This window comes from Anaerolineales bacterium, from assembly GCA_003105035.1.
Lineage (GTDB): Bacteria > Chloroflexota > Anaerolineae > Anaerolineales > UBA4823 > FEB-25.
The window spans coordinates 1-24,270 of the sequence record PQAL01000023.1 but is presented as its reverse complement, the minus strand read 5'-3'; the positions used below and the strand labels follow the sequence as shown (position 1 = coordinate 24,270).

The window sequence follows — 24,270 nt, the reverse complement described above, 5'->3', positions numbered from 1 at the left end:
GACCATCGAAATGGAGTCGCTACGGACTATGGGCTGGGAGTGGGTTGGCCGGAGGATAGGAACACCTTACACTGGCTTGAGAACAGAGGAACGATTCCAGCTGTGGAGATCTCGGTCGATATTGTCTGGCAAGAATAAGCCCAGCCCAGCCCATGATTCAAGAAATTTGAGATTATCCGGAACAAAGACTCAAAAACCTGGACCTAAAATGGTGTGCACCCAACAGCTGAAATTCCAGGAAAAGGTATGATCATCTTAGCTGTATACCTGCAATCCTGGAAACGGATCACAGGCACGCCGGCTTCCTGGCTGGAACAAGAGACCCTCGGAGAGTCAATTTTTCGGATATAGTCACTGGTAACAAAGTACCGCTTGATAGCCATCGTTGTTAATGATAAAATCAGCCCGCTTATGGTGCCTGTAGCTCAACTGGCAGAGCACTTGACTGTGGATCAAGTGGTTGTGGGTTCAAATCCCATCAGGCACCCAGCAGATATGGGATTTTCCGAGAGGAAAATCCTTTTTTATCTCTATTTGGGGGCTAAAATTTCGATCAGCTCGTGAATTTCGGGGGTTCGGGTGCAATTCGGGTGCAGTTCTACTTCTATCGGCATCACGCACTCATCAATTCGATCTGCTAATTCTCTTTGGGTATCCGGTAGCAAGTGGCCATAGATATCCATTGTTGTGCTCACTTTTGTGTGCCCAAGACGCCTGGAAATTACGATTATCGGCAATCCATCATTGATCATCAAGGATGCGGCAGTATGCCTGAGATCGTGGAATCGAATTTCGGGAAGCCCGGCACGCTCAATCAATGTTTTAAACTGATGGTACAAGTTGAATTGGTCCAGTGGAGTGCCGATCGATGATGGAAATATCAGATCATTCTCCTGCCAGTCTTGAGAATTGAAACGTTCCAGGTTTTGACGCTGATAATGCTCGCGTAGCTTTTTGATGGACTTCTTCCCGAGATCGATCGTCCGATTAGCCGCTCTGGTCTTGAGGGGAAGATAGTATCCATTTTGACGATCACGGGCGAGCTGTCTTTGAATGTGCAACGTCTGACCCTCCCAAGACAAATCATCCCATTTCAACGCCAAGAGCTCAGACATACGACATCCAGTCGTTACCGTCAAAAAATATAGTGCTACATTTCGGTCATCTTTAGCAGCAATCAACAGCGACTGAACCTGTTTTCTATCGTAGATTTTCATTTCGCCGTGAGTGTAGCGAGGTGGAACGACAAGGTCAACAGGATTTCTGCTGATTAATCCAAGCCGTAAAGCATCGTCAAGTGATTTGTGCAGGATACTATGGATCACCCTGATCGTTCGTATTCCCTTTCCATAATTCATAGACATTTTCTCACTATAGAATTTCTGTAATACAGCTGGGTCAAGATTTGCCAGTTTTATATGTCCAATTCTCGGTGAGATGTGAACTCTACAGGTCAGTTCATATTGGGACCAGGTAGTGTGGCGAACTGAGGTCTTGTTAATGGATAACCACTCTCTTAGGAATTCATCCAGGGTTTCTTTTGCAGATACATATGTCATTCCGGTAGCAACCTGGGTCGTTGTCTTCTTCAACCACTCCAATGCCGCCTGCCGGGATTTCGATGTGAAAGAAAGCCGTTTTCCATTTACTGACACCATCGCTCTCCAGGAATTGTTTGGTTTCTGGAATAACGAACCCTCGTGATTAAAACGTCTTCTTGCCATTCCTTTACTCCTTAATAAGTTTCAAGGAAAGGCGACCCATTGTCCTTCGGTTGTTAAGGTTCGAAAATACCTAAACATTGTAACTCTCAACCGAAATACCGGACAGTGCGTACGAGATGGATTTACAGGCAACATCACAGACAAGAAATCTTATTTACCGAATTCGCATGAAGATAAAATATTGTGCTCGATAAACCACTCAAGATCCTGTCTACGAACACGCACGGATTTGTTGATATGCACCGTTGGAATCGTGCCAGTTTTCATCAAGCAATACGTATTACTTCGGCTGATATGCAATATGTTGGCAACTTGCGAGGCCGTCAACAAAGATTCGGCCAAGAATTTTCCATCATTGGATTGCTGATTTTTCTCCATTCTCTTCTCCTTAATCAATTGACTATTTCTCCCAGGGTAGTTTTCCACCTGGGATGAATTGCCGTGTAAACCGGTACGGATCCGCTTGATCAGCATCTTCCCTGGTGTCAAACGGATCCAAATACCGCCCCCGGATCGCTCATAACCTTCGATCACTTCTGGTGCTGTAACCCTGGTGTCTATCATCGCAGAATGTATAGGATTCAAATCTATCATGTTGCTTCGCTCATTTCTCAACGGTGCACTGGATTTTTCATGACAATAGCGAAATTATTAGACTCAATCAATGCAGAAAATTCCTCCTTGGTCAATATTCGCAACTCGCCGGGTCGAACCTTAACCCATTTAGAATTGTCAAGTGGATCGACGAAAACAATTGTTGACTTGTTAGATTTGGTGACCGAGGGGCCTCTGCCATTCTCCCAGGGCAATAAACCACCAGGAAGCAATGGCCGTACATAACAATATAAGTCCACCTCTTCTGCATCCTCGAATAGTTCGGGATGGGGGTCACGAATACGTCCCGATCTTCGATAATAAAGCACCGCATTTTCTTCTGCCGAGTTATCCAGCAGCTCATCCATCGAAATTTCGGGTTCTACACCTGGCGGTAGGATCGTATCAGGCGGCCAATTTGGAGGCCAGGCTAGCTTATTTTTGAGTTTTCTCATTCTTCCTCCTTCCATTTTCCTGTTTTCAGGTAATACTGCATATCGTAACCACCCTCAGGAATAGGCGGTTCGACCTCGTCAGACTCTTTTTCTACTGGCGCAACACCCGCCCTGGATCTGGGTGTCAAGTACAATTGCTGCCTCAACGTGTCCAACCTGGCACCCTTGCGGTCCATGCGCTGATCAACGGATACATAAAGTTCAAACATCTTTTTATCCATTGCTAATTTCCGTATAAAACGCAGCTCTGCGAGATAAGCCCAACCCAAACAGTATTCAATCAAAATGTGCTGGTCCAGTGGTGTAGCAAGGAAACCAGCCATGCTGTTGTACAACTTGACATGAAAACGCCAACACTCCTGTGCCACTGGGTATTCGTTCAGCTCCTTTGGAGGCTGAATGGGTAGCTCTTTCCGCACAGTAATTGCATCCTCAGCAGCAGCCCTGGCTTCATGCCGGGTTGTATGCCTATCTGTGTCACTATGTAGTATTAATGGCTTTCGTGCTGGCATGATTTCCTCACATTCCCACATTTTTTAGCGTGGAGCACCTCGCCCGCTTGCTGTTCCCCAAATGAAAACTTTTTCACCCCCTCCCCCCATGACAATAAATTAGTCCAGCTGTTCATAGATCGCCTCGAAGATCTGGTCGTGTCCTTTGCGTAATTGATCTGCACCGGCATGATCCCCAGCCTCATCCATCTCCCGAGCACGCACTGCCAGTCTATCAGCATGAGTGAGCTGAGCTTCTATATCACCTGTAGCTTCCGAGGCGTGCACGCGTGCAGGCGTGTCGGAGGGGATAGGATTAGCATTTATTTTTTCAAGCAGTCTTTCAGGAGATGGCAATATCCCTTCCTCCTCAGGCATTTGATCTCCCGGCATCAATTTGGCAGGGCGGCGCTCATGGTCCTCCAGGTTACGCAAATACCCATGATCCAGTGCGACTGCAACCCGCCGTGAGGCTGCCGATCGATCGATATTCAACTCCTTGGCAACCTGGGTAATCGTGGCAGGCTTTTCATCTCGGGTAAGATGTTTAACCGCTTCCACCGTCGCTTGTGTAGCTGGGCTGACAGTTGCCCTCAACAAGTCATTGAGCAGGTCAGAGACCAATGCGTAAATGGTCCTATAGTCGTCGAGGCTTGCGATGATCCGGTTGGTTATTGGCTCGGTTTCCCGGTTCATCTGATGCAATATCGCACTGGCAGAAATGAGATTCAAGACCTGGGTAAAATCCCTGCGCAACCTGACATCCTTAGGGCTTGTCAGTGCCGCTAGCTGCGGGCCATAAGGGATCTCCACAGAGTGATTCCCGGCCAATTCGATCCATTTTTGGAAAGCAATCCAGGGTTCCAGATCGAGAATCCTTGGTCCTTTCCCGTTCATCTGCTCAGCCAGCTTCAGCATGATTGAGGCAGTCTGGGTTCGGTCATCCTTCGCCACCAGGCTGAGCATGCGGGTTTCATTCTCCGGGTGGATATGAGCCCAGGTAGTGGTCAGGATCAATCCAGTTGGTCCTTCACGCTCAATCAACCGGGGTTGTAGCCCCTCAGCCGATTTTTCAACCGTCTCGTACCTGATCTTGCCTTCTGATAAAAGACTCCGCAATAGATAGCTGCCGAAATCAGAATTCATCCCTGCAGTTTCAAACAGTACCAGATAACGATGGCTCAAAGGCTCCTTTGAGTATGCCATGGCCTTCTCCGACATGGAAGAAAGGGCATAGTAGGCTGAGTTTGGGAAGAACCGCAACACACACTCGACCGTAAATGATTTGCCGGCGCTGGAGGTCCCTTTGAGAACGATGCTCACCAGCCTTTGCAAGACCCTGGAGGTCAGTGCTAGATATAACAACTTGGCATTCCGTTCTTCGCCCACCAAGCCAAGGGCTGTGCAGGCATTAGAAAATTCTGACAGAATGTCAGGACAGTTAAGCAAATCCCCAGCTATTCCAGCAGCTTTAATGGCATCATTCTTCTGTTGTTCAGCCTGGATCACCGAATAGGGGATAGCATTTTGGATCAGCTCTTTGATGAGCTGTTGAACATCATCTCCCCATAGATGGCATTCTGAAATATCTTTACGGCCCGCTGGAGGATGGATGACAAAGATCTCTGGCAGGTCCTTGCCTACCGAGTCGATAAAAGCCTTGCCACCCTCATCAGGCTCCTGCCAGACATAAACTTGATAGCCCTCCAAATACTGGCAAAAATACTTTTTCCAATTCGTGGCACCGGGGATCCCCAAGGCATCGAAGCCGTAATACCACAAGGTCTGTGCATCGCTCTCCCCCTCCACCAAAAAAAGTGTCTTTTTATCCCCTCCATTACGCGTGCACACCTGCACGCATCCAAGATCCTCAGCGCGGGCGCCTCCAACAGACGCGGCACATGCGCGCCAGAGGCCATAAGGGTATATTTTTGATTTTGACTTCCAGGAAAATCGCTGTTCCTTATCTCCCCCGATGTTCCAGCGGATACGATAAGCAAGCTCACTCCCGTTTTTATCAAAATAGGGGATGCGCAGGCATTTTTTCCCGCCTCGTTCTGTAGTCTTAATCCCCAGCTCATTTAGAAATTCTATTGGCAATCGTTTGTATTCTGAATAACTTTCTAATGTTGCTGGAGATGCCTCGTTGTGGTCAGAACTCGGTATTTCGATATCGAGCATGTCTGCCAGCTTGCGCAAACCTCCAGATTCACCACAAACAAAACACTTGAAACCTTTTTCTGAAACAGAGAAATTCGTGGGATGTTGATCATTATGATATGGACATAACGCCCAATACTCACCTTTGCTATCTGGCCACTTATTATCGGGTGATCCAGCCCGGTCTAGCCTTTGTACGATGATTTGAAGCAGGTCAAACTTACTCATGGATTATCTCGATGGCTCCCTGAAAAGTCATTGCCACACCAAGCATAAGTCTCTCACCTGATATTTGAGCAATATCAGCGGCTGATGTTTTAACCAGTAGTATGCCCATCGAAATTGGGAGCAGCTTGGGCTTGCAATTCTTCAACCCGATGCTGAACCTTGTCCAGCAACCCCGATTTTTCCAGCTCGTTGTGAATCAGTAGGGCAACCAGCTCACGTGGATGACGGTACTGGTCCTGGGCTAGTTGGATCAAGGCTTTGGCTTCGTCGGGGTCTAGAGTGATTACAATGCGTGCGTTCATGGTTTCTCCAAAAAAAATCTGATCGAGTTTTTTATGTTCGATCAGATTTTATAAAATTCGAAATGGAAAATATAGTGATTAATCCGTTAATTCGGTTTTTTCCTGATTGCCTTTCGGAAACTGTCTCTGGGATCCACGAGGAGAGATATGGATTCCCCTTTCATTTTTTCCCATTCCGGATATACCTCCGCTGGAGGCCTACCTAAAACATTCACCTGATGATAAGCAAATTCGTTCGCCTCATTTTTCGGCCTGCCACCTTTCAGGTGGTCCGCCTTTTGGTGATCGACGGTTATCTTTAGCTCATATTCAGTAGCGATTTCTAGAATATAATCGCTCAGTTTTTGTATTTGGGTCAAACCTTCGCCAGAGTCGGACGCTGCTTCAACAATTACCCGAGAGGTGGTATCGGTTAGAGGGAGGGCATACACCAAACACACCACCCTATTATCAAGGTAAACCTCTGGTCGATCATACTTACAGGTTTTGTCCAGGATCGATAGTTTTTCACCGGATTGCTCTCTTACAAACTTATACTCAATAAGAAATATCTCCACGATGCGATCTAAATTTTCTGGGGTGATACCAAGTTTTTTACTCAGGATTCTCATACGTCAATATATTCCAAGGAATGTACGGCACTTAGTGTATCCACGAATACGCCTTGGTCATCATAACACAGATTGAGAAATAATAGAACATATATTCTAACTATTTGTTCGGCGCCGATATATCATTCGTGATTGGTCATAGATTTATTATAGATTTCCTTAACCGAGGTAGATGAGGTACGGATGAAAAAAGTGATTGGCCAGTTATCTGGAACAATAAATAATCGTTGAGTCTGCCGCTGAAACTGATCTGATACTCGATGCTATACCAGTGGCCGAGATTTATTTCTGCCTACACAAAAGCCTGACGGTCTTCTCTAGTAAAGATCTATCCACCCTCAACTCGGCGAACAATAATATCCCGACTTCTGCTTAACTCCCAAATCCAGCGTAGAGTGATTCAATATTTCCGGATTTGGCAGCTGCAGCGACCTGAGGTATTCCATCTGTATACTGGGCAATCTTAGGCATCCCAATCAACCTCATCAACAAAGAAGCGATATTGAAGTGTGTTTCGACCCGGGCATCTGGAAAATATGTTTGCTTCAAGAATCCCTGGATGTAGGCAGCGTGGCTTTCCAGTAGGGTCATGATCGGTTGCATTTGCTCGAAGATAAGTCGCACCCTTAGAATATTGGTTGTATCAGACTGCATTTCCATGATGGCTTGCCGCAGGAGATTATCCAGGTGAGAGAATATGCTGCCATCTGCCATGTGCTGGCTGCGATGGACAAGCTCATGAGCAAGAATGAGTCTCAATCCATCCATGTTGCTGTCATCCACATTCTCACGAATGACCACGATCTCCCCTGCTCCAGACATATAAGCTGCCAATGTATTCTCCTCGATAAGAAATTCAATCATACGCTCAAGAAAGTCAGGCATTATTTCATCCCAGCCTTGGATGCCGAGGTGTTGAAACCTACCGATCAGGATTTCTTCATAACCATGCTCTTTTGGAAGGACACGACTGTGAAGCGAGTGTAATTGCAGTTCCCATCCGGTTGCATAACTCACCAACGGCGCTATGTCGTCGAGTAGAGAAGAGAGCAGGGTATTATCAATCGTCAGTTTCGCCATATCTTTACTCGTTTTTCTGATTTTTAAGGGTGGGTCTCGAGCTATTCCAGGTCATAATCGGGTAAAAGAGTAAGCTGATGCCAAAGAGCAGCACAAGAAAGGATATGCAGTTGAAGCCAAAGCTTTCCAGCACCCAGCCGGTGATGGTAAAGGAAACCAGGATGCTGCCCAACAGCCTGGAAATAATTGCAGCCGGCTGGTTGTAATAAAGGCTTAGAGTCGAGCGAGGATGTTCCAATTCCGCTTCCATCAGCGCCCGGTCGAAGTTGTAGATATCCGCATCTCCCTGGTAATTGCCATCAATGGTTGTCTGCTGGACGTGCTGCATACTTTCTATCACTTCCATCGGGAGTTTCGGCAGGAAAAGGCTGATAAGCCATTGAATCAACAGCAGGACCAATGTGCCCAGCACTCCATAGAATAGAATAGTTACATTACTCCAGTTGATCATTGAATCTCGCTCTGATGCTTACCCTCCGAAGCTTTTTTCCATGTGCGATAACACGCTGGGCAGAGAATCGGAGCGCTTTCGGCAATCCGAAAAACATATTCAAGCGATAGGGGTGGTTTAAAATCAAGCCCACATTGTTCACATAGACGCCATCGTTCAAAATCCCCGTACATATCTTTACTTGCATGCCTGCAGAAGATATTCAAGATGTGTTTTCCTTCACTTCCATGCGGGTCGATCCAATACTGTTGCAGGATGTCCAATACCAGCTCAACTGCGCCTTCGAAACTTTCAAATCCTTCAAAGATCAGTTGACCGTCTACATAATCGCACATTCTTAGTATGAAGGCTCGTTTCGTATTGTATGGACCGACTGCCTCATACAGCTCCCAGCGCTGGCGGATGAACCTCGCTTCTGTGAGTTGCTCCTCGGAAATTGTGCGTGGTAGTTTTGTTTCCTCGAGTAATGTGTCTTCAAATATCGCATCGACTACCTGCGCTTTACGCAGGTCAGCCCGGCGCAGGTTGGCACCACTTAGATTTGCATTGTTTAAGTTAACCTCTACCATGTAGGCTTCGAATAAGTTTGCTCTGGTTAAAATAGCTCCCTGAAGGTTTGCAGCAGGGGTAATGTCCCGTCCCAGGCGCGCATTTATAAGAATCGCGCCACTCAGATCCGCCTCCGATAGGTTAGCTCCAGACAGTATTGCCTGAGACAGATTCGCATCCTTTAGATTGGCTCCACTCAGGTCAGCATTATCCAGATTTACCCCCACCAGGTTTGCATTGGACAAATCTGCATCCCACAGCTCGACGCCGATCAGCTCCAACCCGTGCCAGTCCACACCGTGCATATCCTTTTCAGCCCCACCCAGGGTGAGCACTTCCCACAAGGTCCGCTCACGCTCGGGTAGAAATTGGGGTGTATCGATCTGAGCTCCTCCCAGCCTGGCTCCTTCAAATCGAGCGCCTTGAAGATCAGCCAGACGCAGGTCGGCAGATTCCAGGTTTGCCAGGCGGAAGTCGGCACCGCGTAGTATTGTGCCACTCAGATCTGCCTCGCAAAGATCGGCTTCGCGCAAATCAGCCGCGCTCAAATCTGCTTTACTGAGGTCTGCCCCGAGAAGATTAGCTTGACGAAGGTTTGCGGAACACAAGCGGGTATTTTGGAGCTTAGCCATTTCCAGATCAGCGGTTTCCAAGCTGGCTTCAGTTAAGTCTGCTCCTTCCAGGCTTGCTTTGCGCAAGGTGGCCTTGTTCAGGTTGGCTTTCCGCAGGATGGTTTTCAATAATGTAGCCTCACTCAGATCTGCCTCACCCAGATTAGTATCGACTAAACTGGCTCCTGATAAATTTGCCCCACCCAGGGTGGTAGAGGACAGGTTTGCTCCATCCAGGCAGGCTCCACTCAAATTGGTTGTTTCCAGGTTGGCTTTTTGCAGGTGGGCATTGCGGAGATTGGTATGCGAGAAATCGAAACCGTCTAAATTCAGGCATTCCAGGTTGATACCGTGCAAATCCTGCCCGGAAAAATCCATTTCATCATCTTCGTAGAGCTTCAAAAACTCAACAGTATTCATATCGAGTTAGATCAAAAATCTCCAATCAAGCCAAGGCCCCTCTCCGTGCAAACTCGAAAGAACTTGCGTAGTTCCAATATATTGGTGGTCAATTCTTCCAGACTAGGGCCTCTATATTCTTCATCCCTATCCACGAAGTCTTGCTGGTACATATACAGAATTGTAGCTGGAGCGCAATATAACAGCGCCCGGTACATTTCTTGGACAATCTCCGGCGGTATCCAGGCCTGTAGTGGGCTCACTCCGGTGACATCCAGCAAGAGTAAATCATACATCTCACCTCTGAAGCTTCCATCTTCCCCGCTGAATAATCCTCCCCACAGATTGATATCTGCGTCGGAAAATGCTTGCCGATCGGCTTCTGTTAGTAAAATATTATCTTTACAGCGGCTGGCGTAGTTGTCAAGTCCCATCTAGAATGATGATTCCTCGAGCATATGTTTAGAATCTTCAATTAGTGCTTGGCTGTGGGTATCTTCTAAAACCAGCCCCGGTTATAGACAGCCAAATCCTGATTGGAAACATGCATTTCATTTTCATTGAATAGCTTCAGGAATTCACTGGTATCCATAGATTCTTTCTATTCATGCAATTATCTCAACATTTTAAGCGTGCACAAAAACGTTGAATGTGTGAGAAACATGCGCCATAAACATCTCAACTCGATTAAAAACTATCGCTTGCCTTGACCCTGACCAATCCATCAAGTGTATGCATGCCCAGAAAATTTTCCTGCGAGCTGTATGGTGGAATCTGCACCAATCCCAGTGCATCATAAAGGCGTTTCACATCAACGAGCTCAATTGGACCGCCATAAAAATTGATCGATCTTGTGGTGGAATCTATGACCTTTTGAGATTTGGAGGTCGTTACAAAAACTCCTTTCGTTTCTCCTCCTAGTATTATCACGCCTGTTATAGATAAAATCTGTTCCACCAAGAATGCACTTTCGCTGTCGTTCACAAGTAAGCCAATCTTCTCTGCATCTTTGGTCAGGATTACAATCTTGCCTTGATCTTTTACGTTGCCAGTGACGAGAACTTTATATCCTTGCGAATCAAAGACGCTCGCCACAATTTCCTCATCGCTAAGGCCTCTCGCAAACCCGCCGGTAAAGTTACCCCAGAGGATGGATTGGAGATATTCAAGTTTAGCATTGAGATCCCCTGGAAATAGATTCATCACAGCTCCTGCCTGACAGAACTTCTGATAGACGAATTTCGGCATATGCCTGGGATTGGGAGGGCTCCAGATGCCAGTCTCGCGGATCACTTTCCACCAGCCGCAGGATGGGCAGAAAAATCCCAGCAGGTCATCGTAATCCTGGTTATGGCTGCTGTTTTTTCGCTGATCCCAGAACAAGCGCTGAAGGTGAACAGCGCAGAAGGGACATTCCGCCAGGTCAGCGAGGATGTGTGGGTCGGTTGAGGTCTCAGGGTAATTCCAGATAAGCATCATTGAATTCCATTATTGAAAGAACATTACCCAGGTCATTATGTGCAAGATGCTCAGAAACTGACCAGAAGAGCATCTTGGCCGGGTAGCATCCAATGTGCTGAATCTCTGTATCCAATTATGTTATGGGCTGTTTGTATATAAACCTTCATGTATTATATACAGGATATGTGAATAAATAATCAATAATCCTCCAGGTGCAAGCTGGCGATCGCCTTGCCCATGATCAACCCGCTCACTATTGGCAAAGGGATCCACATCCACCAGACAATGTTTATGGATTTCCATCCTAGCCAGTTACTTAGCAGATTGTATAGCGTGATGAAGACACCTTCGATGAAAAATCCGAAGAAAACTCCCATGAAGAAACCTGTAGCAAACTCGATGGAGTTAATTTTTTTCATTATTTCTTTTTTCGCAATCTTGAAAGCCAACCTTCCTTATCGGCAGGTTGTGCAGTAAGTGTAACGAAGGGATTGATCTTCATGCGCGTCCCGCAACCCGGCCGACATATGTACTCACTACCCATTTCCTCGGCTTCGACTGCAAACCTGTTTTGACATGTAGGGCAGCGCACCACCAATCCCAGCCCCTTTGTAGGGGTGGCAGTGACGAAGAGCGGTCCGTATTCAATGCCCACCAGGTCGACCAGGTAGACTCTTCCAGCCTCATCTCCGCAGGCCACGACCGGCTGCGATGGGTGCAGCGCCATGCATAGGAGTGCTCCAGGCAATGGAAGCATAAGCCTCTCAATGCCTGTGGTAGCATCCCACACTCGTAGCGTTTTATCATGGCTGGCGGAAACGATCCAGGCTCCGTCCGGACTCACTGCACACCCAATCACCTCGAAATTGTGACCGATTAGTGTGAGCAGCTCCCTCCCTGTAGCTTTATCCCACACTCGCATCGTCTTATCCCTGCTGGCGGAAACGATCCAGGTTCCATCCGGGCTAATTGCACACCCGTTCACCTCGCCAGTGTGGCCGATGAGTGTGCGCAACTCCCTCCCGGAGGCCGCATCCCACATCCTCAGCGTCTTGTCATGGCCGGCAGAAAGAATCCATTTCCCATCAGGGCTTACTGCACAACCATAAACAGGTGTGGCGTGTCCGGAGAGAGTTCGTAGCTCCCTCCCAGAAGCAGCATTCCACACCCGTAGCGTATTATCTGCGCTGGCAGATACGATCCATGCTCCGTCGGAACTCACCGCACATCCCTTCACAGCACCAGTATGACCGGTAAGAGTCCGCAGCACCCTCCCGCTAGCAAGATCCCAGGTTTTAAGCGTACAGTCCATCAGCCCACCTGCAGAAACGATCCAGACTTCGTCGGGGCTTACCGCACAACCGTTGACAGCTCCGCTGTGACCGACGAAAGTCTGAAGCAGCCTCCCATTGACTGCATCCCACACCCGCAGCGTCTTATCATCGCTGGCGGAGACAACCGTAGCCCCATTTGGGCTTATCGCACATCCCAATATATAACTGGTATGGCCTGCCAGAGTGCAGCGAAGGGTTGGAGGTTGGCGTACCTCCTTGGGCTGCTCTATGCTTATCACAACCGGGGGTTGGGTGACCTCCTTAGGTCGGTCTACACTGACCACAAATAATGGTTGATTCAACTCGTTGAGCAGATCTTCGCTGACCATATTCGGGGATTGCCTCATATTCGAAGGCAACTCTGCCATCACCACAAACGGGTTCAGCTTGATTGGTTTACCGCAGTGAGGACAGGCAATTTCAGTTCCCAAAGCAAATCCGGGGATCTCTGACCAGGTGCAACAATACGGGCAGCCGAAGGCTAGGTTTCGATCGCCAGTCGCTCGCCAGGCAGTCACCACCGTTGGACCGGGGGTGATGCCTTCCAATCGCAGGTAGTGAACCTGACCGCTAACCCCGCCGGCAACGATGGTGGCGCCATCAGGAGACACATCACACGCAACGAGATGACCTTCGTCTGTGAAAGTAGCCAATTCCTTTCCCAACTCCAGGTCCCATACCTTCAACGTGTTGTCGTCCGACACTGATACCGCCCGACTCCCGTCGGGCATCACTACAACAGTATTAATTAAGTTGCTATGCCCAGAAAGGGTGACCAGCTCTGCACCACTCTCCAGGTTCCATACCTTCAGCGTCTTGTCATTCGACCCCGACACCACCCGCCTACCATCGGTAGTTACCGCCACGGTATTGACTCCATCGCCATGCCCGGCAAGGGTAGCCAGCTCTGCTCCACTCTCCAGGTTCCACACCTTCAATGTCTTGTCGTTCGAACCAGATATCACCCTGCACCCATCGGGCGTTACCGTCACTGTCCTGACCTTTTCACCATGCCCGTGAAAGGTGGCAAGCTCCGCCCGACTTTGCTCTCCTACTTTACGGGCAACTGAAATGTCCCATATCTTTATAGTCTTGTCGTCTGACCCGCACACGGCCCGGAAGCCATCAGGCATCACGGCAACAGCAGAGACCCGATCACTATGGCCACTCAGGGTGGCAAGCTCTACCCCACTCTCAAGGTCACGCACCATCAGCGCTTTATCCGACCCGACTACAGCTCGCCGCCCGTCGGGTGTCACCGCCACAGCCAAGATATCTCTAAACCCGCCAAAGGTAGCTAATTCAGCCCGTTTCTTCAGGTCCCACACTTTCAGCGTCATTTCCCCGAGATCAATGTACTTTATCCCAGACACCACTCGCTGCCCATCGGGAGTAATCACCACAGTCCCAATCGTGTAGCTTTGCCTGGACTGGGTGCCTTGCTCGATCCCGATCTCCAGGTTCCATACCTTCAGTGTGTTGTCAAACGAGCCCGACACCGCCAACTGACCGTCAGACATCACTTCTACAGCTAAGGCAGATCCACCATGCCCGCGCAGAGTGCTCAGCTCTTCACAACTTTGTAAATCCCATACCTTCAACGTCTTGTCGTCTGAGGCCGACAACGCTCGCTGCCCATCTGGCGTCACCGCGATGGCATTAACCGCATAGCCATGCCCGCGCAAGGTGGCTTGCTCCGCTCTTCGTTCCAGGTTCCACACCTTAAGCTCCCCATTAATTGACCCGGACACCGCCAGCCGCCCGTCGTATGTCACTGCTACCGTCATGACCGGCTGATCATGCCCGTGCAGGGTAGCCATCTCTGTGCCGTTCTCCAAATCCCATACCTTCAGTGTCCTGTCGTCCGATGCCGATATCACTCTGCGCCCATCGGGTGTCACAATCACGGCTCGGATCGTGTCGCTATGCCCGCTGAAGGTAGTTCGCACCATCCCACTCCCAAGATCCCATACCTTCAGAGTCTTGTCGTTCGACCCTGACACAACTCGTTGACCGTCAGGTGTTACAGCCACAGCAAATACAGAGCTGGCATGCCCAAATAGGGTCATCAGCTCCACTCCAGTTTCCAGGTCCCACACCTTTAGTGTTTTGTCGATCGATGCAGATACCGCCCGCCGCCCATCGGCCGTGATTGCCACTGCAGTAATCGCATCACTATGCCCGCGTAAAGTAACCAACACCTCGCTTCTTACCAGGTCCCACACAATCAGCGTCTGATCTTCCGAAGCAGATACCACTCGCCGCCCGTCAGCTGTCGCTGCTACAGCCCAGATAGCACCGCTATGTCCACTCAGACTGCGGACCAGGGGTCCTCCCGGTGGTGGAAGGCTTGCCGTCAGGGGTCGCAGCCAAGGGTACTTGACTTCTTGGCGAATTTGCTCCAATATCCGAGTGATCGCCCGCTCGTGGCTTTCTAAAAGCCGCCCTGTTAGCTGACTGGGGAGCTGATCGGGATCTCGAGATACCGCATGGGCTGAGAGGCGCAGTGCACCCAGTACTATGGATAAGGATTTCGCCTTCTCTCCTTCCAGGCTGGTTTCTGAATCCAGATCGTGGGAGGAAACTTCGAGATTATCTTTGTTTTTATTGATAGTTGTGTGGTCATTCATAATCAAGTCATATGTATCACAAACGGGTTGATCTTCAAGCGCAGACCGCAGCCCGGGGTGGGGCAGGTCATTTCGCTACCAAGTTGGTTTTCACGGATTGGAATAAGCTGCTGGCAGGCCGGGCAATGAACTTCTATCTTTTGTACTGTTTCGACAGCGGTGACAAGGATTGGTCCATACTCGATTCCGGGAATTTCAAAACGATAGATAGCACCACCTCTGTCACCGCAAACTACCTGCGGCGATGTGGGATGCAGTCCCATAGAACAGAGCCCGTCTGGAAATGAGAAATATGCCAGGTTCACACCGCTGTAAGGGTGCCATATGCATAGCTTATTGTCATCGCTAACAGAAATAACAAACTGACCATCCGGCGAGAATGCACAGGATTTAACACTCCCCAAATGACCTTTAAAAACCTGTAGAGGCTGGTAAGTGTATGTATCCCACATTCTTATCGTTTTATCATCGCTGGCTGAGAGTATGAAATGCCCATTCGGAGAGAAAGCACACGCGTTTACTATGCTTGTATGACCTTCCAGGGAATAAAGTAGTTGACCAAAACGCGAATTCCATACATATAATTTATCTTCATTGCAGGAGAGGATGAATGACCCGTCTGGCGATAAGGCGCATGCCTTGGGAGGACCTTTGTGTTTTATTAGGATGTGTGATTCATCTGTGGCTGTGTTCCAAACACGTAGCGTCTCATCATCACTAGCGGATATTAGTAAGCGCCAATTTGGCAAGACCATGCATGCGTTTACTCTGGCAGTATGGCTAATCAGACACTTTATCAGGTTGGCGGAGTCAAGATCCCATAACCTAAGAGTTTTATCATCACTTGCTGTGACAATGGTATGTCCATCATGCGAAAATGCAAATGCGTTCACAATGCCTGTATGTCCGTGAAGAGTGTGCCTTAGATTTCCTGTGTGTGCGTTCCAGAGTTGCAGAGTTTTATTTTTGGCAGTGAGAATGGATTGCCCATCCGGGGAAAATGCACATGCCCGTACAGCGCCGTTGTGACCAACTATGATATTTGTTGCTTGGCCGGTGGTGGAGCTCCACACCAGTACTGTCTTGTTGTCGCAACCCGCGTAAAATTTCCGTTCTGGTGAATACCCACATACAATCACACTTGATGTATGCCCATCCATATCATGTGGGAGCTGACCACTAATAGAATCTGAGATCTGAAGTGCCTGATCCAGACTGTTTGATTGGCTGATCGTAAATGGGGTGACCCTTAACTTTGTAGCACAACCTATCTTTGGACAGTCAAGCTCACCATCCAAGCTGTCAGCTTTGATCAGAAAAAGATGCTGGCAGGTCGGGCAGCGAACCTTGACTCCATCAACTACCTTTTCAGCAGAAACAATAGTTGGTCCAAAATCAAATCCGACAATCTCAAACTGGTATATAGAACCGCTTTCGTCACCGCACAAGATTTGAGGCTTGGTGGGATGAAATCCAAGCTCCGAAAATTCACCTGGAAAAGGTAGGCTCGCCAGCATATCAGCCTTGCCCGGGTGCCATACCCGTAACGTTTTATCCTTACTGGCCGAGAGAATGAAACGACCATCTGGTGAAAACGCACACTTATACACGCTGAGAGTATGGCCGATCAGGCTGTGGAGTAATTGGCCAGTCGTGGCATCCCACACCCGTATTGTCATATCTTCACTAGCAGAGATAATCATGCGTCCATCCGGAGAAAATGCACAGGAAAACACTACTCCAGTGTGACCTTTCAGCGTTCGTAAAGGTCGACCTGTAGCGATATCCCACACCCGTAGTGTCATGTCTTCGCTAGCAGAGGTTAATAAACGCCCATCCGGTGAGAACGCGCACGCCACCACACTTCTGGTGTGGCCTTCCAGAGCACACAGTGGTTGCATTGAGGCAGAATCCCACAGCTCTAATGTTCTACCCCAGCCGAAGACCACGAAACGACCATCTGGAGAGAACAAACACTGTTTCGCCCCTATTCTTTCAGATGCTTTGGTGTTATACATCTGACCTGTGTTGACATTCCATCCCGGAAATACTATTTGATTAACAGCTGAGACAATCAAGCGTCCATCTGGGCTGAACGCACATGCTTCCACCAATTCTGTTAGACCTTCCAAGGTACACAAGGTTTTTCCTGAAGCGATATCCAACACTCGCCATGAATCAGTGTTGGACAGAATTAAACACCCGTCTGGTGAGAATAAACAAGCTGTTACCCTGGCAGTAGGATGCTCCAATAAATGTTGCGGTTGTTCGGAGGTAAAATGCCATAACCTCATTGTTTCATCCTTGCTAGCTGAGATGATGAAACGACCATCTGGTGAAAATGCACACTCGTTCACATCTTTTGTATGGCCGATCAGGATGTAGAGTAATTGTCCGGTTGCGCCATCCCACACTCGTAGTGTCATATCCTTGCTCGAGGAGACAATAAAACGCCCATCCGGCGAGAACGCACAGGCGTTTACTCCCTTCGTGTGGCCCTCTAGAGTGCATAAGGGCTGGCCGGTGGTGACCTCCCACATCCGTAGCGTCATGTCCTCACTAGCTGAGACTATGAGGTGCCCATCCGGCGAGAATGCACAAGCATTTATTACCTTGGTATGGCCATCCAAAGTATATAGTGGCTGGTCGGAAGAAATCTCCCACACCTGTAGCGAATTATCACTGGTAGATACAAAGAATCTCTCATCGGGTGAGAAAGTAAAAGCGGGTGAATTAGCTTCAAGCGTACGCAGTAACTGGCCGGTTTTAGTCTCCCACAGCCTCAGCATGTTGTCAGTACTTGTAGAAATAATAAAGTGGTTATTCGGCGAGAATTCACATTCTTTCACTAGAGCAGGTGGAGCTTGTACGAGAGTAGGCGCGACTCTCATGGGGACTTGTGGGGTAGCCTGCCACACATTATGGGATTTTCCAGATATTGTCTCCCAAACCTGCAATGTTCTGTCTAGGTTGGCAGAAACGATCAGGTATCCATCTGCCGAAAACGCACACCTACTCACAGAACCAGTATGTCCTTCCAAGAATAGGGTTCGTTCCAGCTGTCCAGTCTCTGGATCCCAAATTCGTAGCCTATTATCGTCACTTGTTGAAAAGATAAAACGCCCATCTGGTGAAAACGCACACTTCATCACCCAACGGGTGTGAACTTCTAGGGTGCGAATCAACATATCAGATTCCCGGGAGGGGTTTTGCAGGTGTAACCACGGTTTAGCCCCTCGCTCACTACGTTGAGCAAATTCGGGTGTTATAACCAGTTTTACCTCCTCCCCTTCCCACTGAAGGCGATTATAGAGCTGCTGCCAGAGCAGGTTGGGTTGCTGGGTGAGCACATGCGCCTCACGCCCCAGAGCGCGGGAGAAGGCATGCAACACCTTACTATGTCTATCGCTAATCTCCGTAGGGTTCTCACCGATCAAAATGGTCTCATCCTTCTTCGTCGACTGGTGTGCCTAGGTCTAGCGGCAATCAAGGCGTAGATCCCCTGCGTAGTCAACAGCTAAAAGATAGACCAGGTATACTGGTTGCTGCGCTACGCCTGACGGAAGTTCCCAACTAGCCAGGTCATTCAGCGGTTCTGGTAAGGATTTCCTCTCTGCGGCTGGTATTTGCCCACTTTCGAGGAACACCACCTGTAGAGGTCTACTGGTTATTGTCTGTCTCGAATAGTTGGCAAGGATAATCTCCTTGTTGCCATCGAAGCGCCGCGCCTCGCCGACAAAGAAATCACAGCCTTGCTCGCTGCCAGCAAATTCGCCCATTGTTGCCTGGCCAGAAAGATGCTCAGTTCCGTAGGGGTGCTGCATATCCTGGAAGGCAGTCTCAAATCCATGCAGTACTATGCCTCCCGCAAGATTATTTATGACAGGTTGAAAGACTGGGGTGGCAATAGACAAGATGCAGATAAGCGCCATACCGAGCAGCGCAAAGATCGGCGTGTAGTTGGTGTTACGATAATATGGCATTGGCATATTGCGATCAGGTCTCCTCACAAAAACTCTTTAGAAAGCGGATTCATCCCACAGTCGCCTGGATTAAGAGTTCAATGTTGCAAATTTTAACCGCCTGTAAAAAAACCGTGTAGGATTTTCTGCGCAACCCCTAGGCCTGGCACCAGTAATGGGGCAATCCTACCATTCATCTGGATAATCGTAGGAGTACAAAGCTCATTATCCGCAGGTTTGAATAGCATCATCCGCGACAAGTTACCTATATCTGTATGGGTGATAGAGAAGCTCCCATTTTAGGATTGAAACTTCAGCAGCCTGGCTTTCAGTGAGGCTCGTAGTGATATGGTATTGGAGCTTTAGACTTGGATATCCATCAGTCTCAAACATGTTAAACATTGTTTTCTATCTAGTCAGTCCGTTTTACGTCTCGCGAATGGATTGATCATAAGCAATAACCCACAGCCCAGGGTGGGACAGGTCAGCTCGCTGCTTAGTTGATTTTCAAGGATTTGAAAACACTGCTGGCAGGCGGGACAACGAATTGTATACTCATTCTTCAGCCATCGCTTCTTCAAAGTAGCTGTGACAATGATTGGCTTGAATTTATAGCCAACGAATGTACCTTGATATATTGAGCCAACCTCATCCACGCAAACAAATTTAGACGCCCAAGGATGCACTGCCAGATCCCATAATACACCTGGTAGAGGCAACCAACCTTCCGTTTTCCCATTTATTGGATCAATTACACGTAATATTTTATCCTCGCAAATCGCAACAATAAAACTTCCATCCGGCATAAACCGGCAAGCATTAACAATTCCCTGTATATCATCCATTTTATGCAAAAGCTGACCGGTGTTTGCATCCCACAAATTCAACCTAGCTGCGCCGCCAGCAATGATCATATTTCCATCTGGAGAAAACGTGCATGATTCTAAATAAATTGTTTCACCATCTAGTGAGAGCACCGAATTTCCCGAGGTTATATCCCACACTTTTACACTATGGTCCCAACTTGCAGAAACAATGCGAGTCTCATCAGGTGAGATATCACATGCTTTCACCTCACCAGTATGCCCTTTAAGGGTAAGTAAATGCTGTCGACTGCTTACCTCCCACAGGATTATTGTGTGATCCGAACCTCCGGAAACCATCCATTGCCCGCTTGGAGAAAACACGCAGGTATTTACCGAACCTTTATGATCTCGAAGTGTGTCGAGAGGTTGTCCTTTATCGGTATCCCATATCCGAAGCGTACCATCCCAACCTGCAGTAAGAATCTGGCTCCCATCAGGTGAAATTACACAATCAAATATCCATTGATCATGACCAGACAGGGTTAACAACTTGCTATTCAGATTTGCATCCCATACCTCAATATCCCCGACACTATTAGCAGTAACCAGGAGACTTCCATCGGGTGAATAAGCACACCTACTGACCATCTTGGGTAGTGACATCTGTTTTGCGGACTCTTCCCGTTCACGCAGAATTGCATCCCATATTCGTAAAGTTCCATCTTTACTTCCAGAAACGAGCCGCCGACCATCAGGAGAAAACAAACAAGTGTAAATCGTTTCGGTATGACCTTCATATACCATAATCAACATACCGTTACCAGCATCCCATAGCCGCAGGGTCAGATCCCAACCCGCAGAAACGATAAAACGTCCATCCGGTGAAAATGCACAAGTATAAATGCCTTCCGTGTGTCCTTCGAGGGTTTGTAAACAATCCCCGGTCATGGGATCCCAAATTTTAAGGGTTTTATCTTGCGACGCAGTAACCATCCATCGCCCATTGGGTGAAAAAGAACACGCATTCACACTGTTCGTGTGACCGGTTAGAATCCTGATGCACTGACCGGTTTCAAAATCCCATAACCGAATTGTATTATCCCTGCCTGCCGAAGCAATCCACCGGCCATCTGGCGATACTATGCACGTAAATACTCCATCCATATGCCCGGTTAAGGTGCGTACAAGCTGACCGTTTTCGAAATTCCATATACGCACTGTTTTATCTTCACTGGAAGTTATGATGTGCTGCTCGTCTGGTGATAAAGCGGAAGATGTCAACCAAAGAGTGTGTCCTGAAAGTGCTATGGTGCGTAGCAACTCTCCCGTGGCGGTATTCCATAAACGGAGCAGCTTATCATCACTAGTTGAAATGAGCTTGCGACAGTCTGATGAGAACTTGCAACTGACCACCCCTGTCCCTACCTTTAGCTCTCGTGTCCATACTTTCAATCCAGTTGAAGCATCCCAGATGATTATTGGTTCGTCTGATCCAGCCGATGCAAACCACCGTCCATCGGGGGAAATGACGCAAGTAGAAATTGGGAAACCACTACCTTCCATGACTTGAAGTATCGCTTTGGATTCTGTATATGGGGTGTCGAGCCGTAGCCAGGGTCTGGCGCTTGGCGTACTGCGTTTTCTTAGCTCCGGTGTAAGGAATTGTTTAATTTCCTCCCCTTCCCACTGTAAGCGGTTGTACATCTGCTGCCATAGAAGATCGGGGTGCTGGGTGAGGACGTGCGATTCACGCCGCAGGGCACGCGAGAAGGCTTGCAGGATGGCGGTCATTTCTTCCAAAACTGCCATTTCTTTTTCTCTTCGGGTTGCAGCTTTAAGGCTGGCGGTTCAGACTCGCGCCTGATTCGTGACTGCATGAATGATTCTATGCCAACCATTTCAACCAGGTGAAAACCACCTCCAGAATCACCGCAAGCAGCCAGTGGCTGCGACGGGTGCAATGCCACGCAGTGCAATCCACCGGGCAGCGGGATTGAGAGCAGTTCTTGGCCGGTGACAGCATCCCAGGCACGTAGAGTCTTATCCTGGCTGGCAGAGATAACCCATCTACCATCAAGGCTGATTGCACAATCCATCACTCCGCCGTTATGACCGGAAAAGGTGAGTAGTTCGCTGCCGGTGGCAGCATCCCACAGGCGCAGGGTTCTATCCCGCCCGGCAGAGAGGATGCGCGTGCCGTCAATGCTCACCACACAGCGCTTGACCTCATCGGTGTGACCGGAGAGGGTGCGCAGCTCCTGCCCGTTGGTGGCATCCCAAATACGTAAGGTTTTATCGCAGCCGGCAGTGACGATCCAATCCCCCTTTGGGCTGAACGCACAACTGTTGGCACCGCCGCGGACGGGGATGGAGAGCAGTTCTCTGCAGCTAGACGCTTCCAATATGCGCAGTGTTTGATCCCAACTGACAGAGATGATCCGCGCACCATTAGGTGAAAATGCACAGCCAGTGACCTCCTTGGCGTGCCCGTTGAAACCGAGCAGCTGTGTGCCACTGAATGCATCCCAAACCCGCACGAGGTAGTCTGATCCGGCGGTGGCAATCCGGCTGCCATCCGGGCTGACTGCGCAGCCGCGCACCTCCAAGCCAGGATCTTGCAGGTCTCGCAGCAACCTTCCACTTTTGACATCCCACACACGCAGTGGCTGTTGCCAACCTGCCGAGACAAACCAGGCACCGTTGGGGCTTACCGCGCAGGCGCCGACCCAGCCGGTCACTTTTTGCATGGCGGGCTGCTGGCGGGTGTGCTCCCCTCCAGCAAGTGCATCAGCTATGTTCCACAGGCGCAAAGACTTGTCCGAGCTGGCGGAGACAATCCAGATGCCATCCGGGCTGACGGCACAACCCTTGACAAAGCTGGCATGCCCGGTGAGGGTGCACATCTCCCTACCGCTGGTGGCATCCCACACGCGCAAGGTGTGATCCTCACTGGCGGAGACAATCCATTTTCCGTCAGGGCTTACCGCGCAGCTGTTTACCCCGCCAGTATGCCCTGAAAGGGTGAGTAACTCCGTACCGCTGACAGCATCCCAGATCTTTAAGGTAGTATCGCCGCTAGCAGAGACGATTCGAGTGCCTTCGGGGCTGAAGGCGCAGTCGTTCACGATGCCGCCGTGATCGGTGAGTGTGTGCAGTTCTTTACCCGTAGCGGCATCCCAGATTTTGAGCGCTTTATCATTGCTGGCTGAGCAGATCAACCTGCCAGTAGGGCTGACAGCGCAGGCTTTGACCAGTGCGGTGTGACCTGAGAGCACTCGCAGTTCCTTGCCGGTAGCGGTGTCCCACAGCTTGATTACCGGCGAATTCGCAGAAACGAACCACGTGCCGTCGGGGCTGATGGCGGCACCCCGGGCGTAGCTGGAAATGGAACGCAATTCTTTACCAGATGCCGAATCCCAGGTTTTGAGTGCACCGTCTTCACCCGCTGAGATAATCCACTTGCTATCTGGACTGACCGTGCAACTGTAAACATAACCAAGCATGCCGGTATGCCCTTTGAGTGTGTGGAGGTCTCTACCGGTCGAGAGATCCCAGATTTTGAGGGTCTTATCCTGGCTGGCGGAGACGATCCAGTTGCCATCGGAGCTGACGGCGCAACGGGTGACTTCTGCGGTGTGACCGACGAGGGTTTGCTGCAGCGATTCAGATTCAGAAAAGGGGGTGTGGGTATGCGCCCACGGCTTTGCCCCCGGTGTACTGCGCTTCTCGAGTTCTAAAGCAACCACCTGCTTCACCTCGTCCCCCTCCCACTGCAGACGGTTGAATTGCTGCTGCCAGAAGAGGTCGGGGTATTGCATGAGTATGTGTGCTTCCCGCCGCAGGGCGCGCGAGAAGGCTTTTAGGATGGCTTTAGTTTTTATTGAGTTCAGGGGGGCATCCATGGTCACTCTACGCGGATCGAAAATGAGTTTATCTTCAGGTGTAAACCGCAACCCGGGGTGGGGCACGTTAGTTCGGTGTCAAGTTGGTCTTGATTTATCGAAATTCGATGCTGGCAGGCAGGACAACGAATTGAAAGTTCTGGTTTGAATAAATGCTTCTTTATGATCGGAGTTACGATAATCGGTCCATACACCACGCCAACCAATTCGATGAAGTGAAGGCTGCCACCGTAATCGCCGCAGGCTGCCAACGGTTTCCATGGGTGTAGCGCAACACAGTCAAGGATGCCGGGAAGCGGGAGGGTGGCTAGCTCCTGACCGCTGGCGGCTTCCCATAGTTTGAGTGTCTTGTCCTGGCTGGCAGAGACGATCCAGGTTCCATCCGGGCTGAAAGCAAAGGCAAAGGCAAAATTGGTGTGTCCGCTCAGGGTGCGCAGCTCCTGCCCGCAGGCGGCGTCCCACAGCTTGAGAGTTCTATCCTGGCTGGCAGAGATGATCCGGGTTCCATCCGGGCTGAAGG

20 protein-coding genes and 1 tRNA gene are annotated in these 24,270 nt (G+C 49.3%); 2 read left to right on the top strand and 19 right to left on the bottom strand.

Annotated elements, in window-relative coordinates; translation table 11 throughout:
- The coding region (locus C3F13_10025; protein PWB53161.1) for a cupin at positions 1-138 on the top strand (138 nt) is incomplete at its 5' end.
- A gap of 276 nt (positions 139-414) precedes the next feature.
- Positions 415-489 (top strand) — tRNA-His (locus C3F13_10020).
- A 41-nt stretch (positions 490-530) separates the two neighbouring features.
- Here the strand turns inward: C3F13_10020 and C3F13_10015 are convergent.
- The 19 genes from C3F13_10015 to C3F13_09925 form a co-directional block, all read right to left on the bottom strand.
- A complete protein-coding gene (locus C3F13_10015) occupies positions 531-1,724 on the bottom strand; it encodes a hypothetical protein (GenBank protein ID PWB53160.1) in 1,194 nt (397 codons plus the stop codon).
- A 150-nt stretch (positions 1,725-1,874) separates the two neighbouring features.
- On the bottom strand, positions 1,875-2,318 hold the full coding sequence (locus tag C3F13_10010; GenBank protein PWB53159.1) for a hypothetical protein: 444 nt from the start codon (positions 2,316-2,318) through the stop codon (positions 1,875-1,877).
- Positions 2,319-2,335: 17 nt separating this feature from the next.
- A complete protein-coding gene (locus tag C3F13_10005; protein PWB53158.1) occupies positions 2,336-2,773 on the bottom strand; it encodes a hypothetical protein in 438 nt (145 codons plus the stop codon).
- Complete coding sequence (locus C3F13_10000) at positions 2,770-3,285, bottom strand: hypothetical protein (protein ID PWB53157.1); 516 nt, start codon at positions 3,283-3,285, stop codon at positions 2,770-2,772. Before C3F13_10000 ends, C3F13_10005 begins: the two co-directional genes overlap by 4 nt.
- A gap of 99 nt (positions 3,286-3,384) precedes the next feature.
- A complete protein-coding gene (locus C3F13_09995) occupies positions 3,385-5,652 on the bottom strand; it encodes a hypothetical protein (GenBank protein ID PWB53156.1) in 2,268 nt (755 codons plus the stop codon).
- 89 nt (positions 5,653-5,741) lie between these two features.
- Positions 5,742-5,954, bottom strand: coding sequence for a hypothetical protein (locus tag C3F13_09990; protein PWB53155.1), 213 nt, complete (start codon positions 5,952-5,954; stop codon positions 5,742-5,744).
- A gap of 86 nt (positions 5,955-6,040) precedes the next feature.
- The gene (locus tag C3F13_09985) at positions 6,041-6,565 is read right to left on the bottom strand and encodes a hypothetical protein (GenBank protein PWB53154.1); all 525 of its coding nucleotides are present in this window, start codon (positions 6,563-6,565) and stop codon (positions 6,041-6,043) included.
- Between the two features lie 372 nt (positions 6,566-6,937).
- Positions 6,938-7,645, bottom strand: coding sequence for a hypothetical protein (locus C3F13_09980; GenBank protein PWB53153.1), 708 nt, complete (start codon positions 7,643-7,645; stop codon positions 6,938-6,940).
- 4 nt (positions 7,646-7,649) lie between these two features.
- A complete protein-coding gene (locus tag C3F13_09975) occupies positions 7,650-8,096 on the bottom strand; it encodes a hypothetical protein (GenBank protein ID PWB53152.1) in 447 nt (148 codons plus the stop codon).
- On the bottom strand, positions 8,093-9,676 hold the full coding sequence (locus C3F13_09970; protein PWB53151.1) for a hypothetical protein: 1,584 nt from the start codon (positions 9,674-9,676) through the stop codon (positions 8,093-8,095). The genes C3F13_09975 and C3F13_09970 overlap by 4 nt, the downstream gene beginning before the upstream one ends.
- Positions 9,677-9,687: 11 nt before the next feature.
- The gene (locus tag C3F13_09965) at positions 9,688-10,089 is read right to left on the bottom strand and encodes a hypothetical protein (protein ID PWB53150.1); all 402 of its coding nucleotides are present in this window, start codon (positions 10,087-10,089) and stop codon (positions 9,688-9,690) included.
- Between the two features lie 253 nt (positions 10,090-10,342).
- Positions 10,343-11,134, bottom strand: coding sequence for a hypothetical protein (locus C3F13_09960; GenBank protein ID PWB53149.1), 792 nt, complete (start codon positions 11,132-11,134; stop codon positions 10,343-10,345).
- Positions 11,135-11,313: 179 nt separating this feature from the next.
- On the bottom strand, positions 11,314-11,535 hold the full coding sequence (locus tag C3F13_09955; GenBank protein ID PWB53148.1) for a hypothetical protein: 222 nt from the start codon (positions 11,533-11,535) through the stop codon (positions 11,314-11,316).
- Positions 11,535-15,080: a hypothetical protein gene (locus C3F13_09950; protein ID PWB53147.1), complete on the bottom strand. Its 3,546-nt coding sequence runs from the start codon at positions 15,078-15,080 to the stop codon at positions 11,535-11,537. Before C3F13_09950 ends, C3F13_09955 begins: the two co-directional genes overlap by 1 nt.
- Before the next feature lie 2 nt (positions 15,081-15,082).
- Positions 15,083-18,517 carry a hypothetical protein gene (locus C3F13_09945; protein ID PWB53146.1) on the bottom strand — a complete coding sequence of 1,145 codons (3,435 nt, stop codon included), beginning with the start codon at positions 18,515-18,517 and terminating at the stop codon, positions 15,083-15,085.
- Positions 18,518-18,556: 39 nt separating this feature from the next.
- Entirely contained in the window at positions 18,557-19,069 is a 513-nt protein-coding gene (locus C3F13_09940; GenBank protein ID PWB53145.1) for a hypothetical protein, read from the bottom strand.
- 389 nt (positions 19,070-19,458) lie between these two features.
- Positions 19,459-21,657 (bottom strand): hypothetical protein, encoded by a 2,199-nt coding sequence (locus C3F13_09935; protein PWB53144.1) that lies wholly within the window; start codon positions 21,655-21,657, stop codon positions 19,459-19,461.
- Positions 21,636-23,750 carry a hypothetical protein gene (locus C3F13_09930; GenBank protein ID PWB53143.1) on the bottom strand — a complete coding sequence of 705 codons (2,115 nt, stop codon included), beginning with the start codon at positions 23,748-23,750 and terminating at the stop codon, positions 21,636-21,638. Before C3F13_09930 ends, C3F13_09935 begins: the two co-directional genes overlap by 22 nt.
- Positions 23,751-23,752: 2 nt before the next feature.
- Positions 23,753-24,270, bottom strand: a 518-nt coding sequence (locus tag C3F13_09925) for a hypothetical protein (GenBank protein PWB53142.1), incomplete at its 5' end; no start/stop codon positions are given.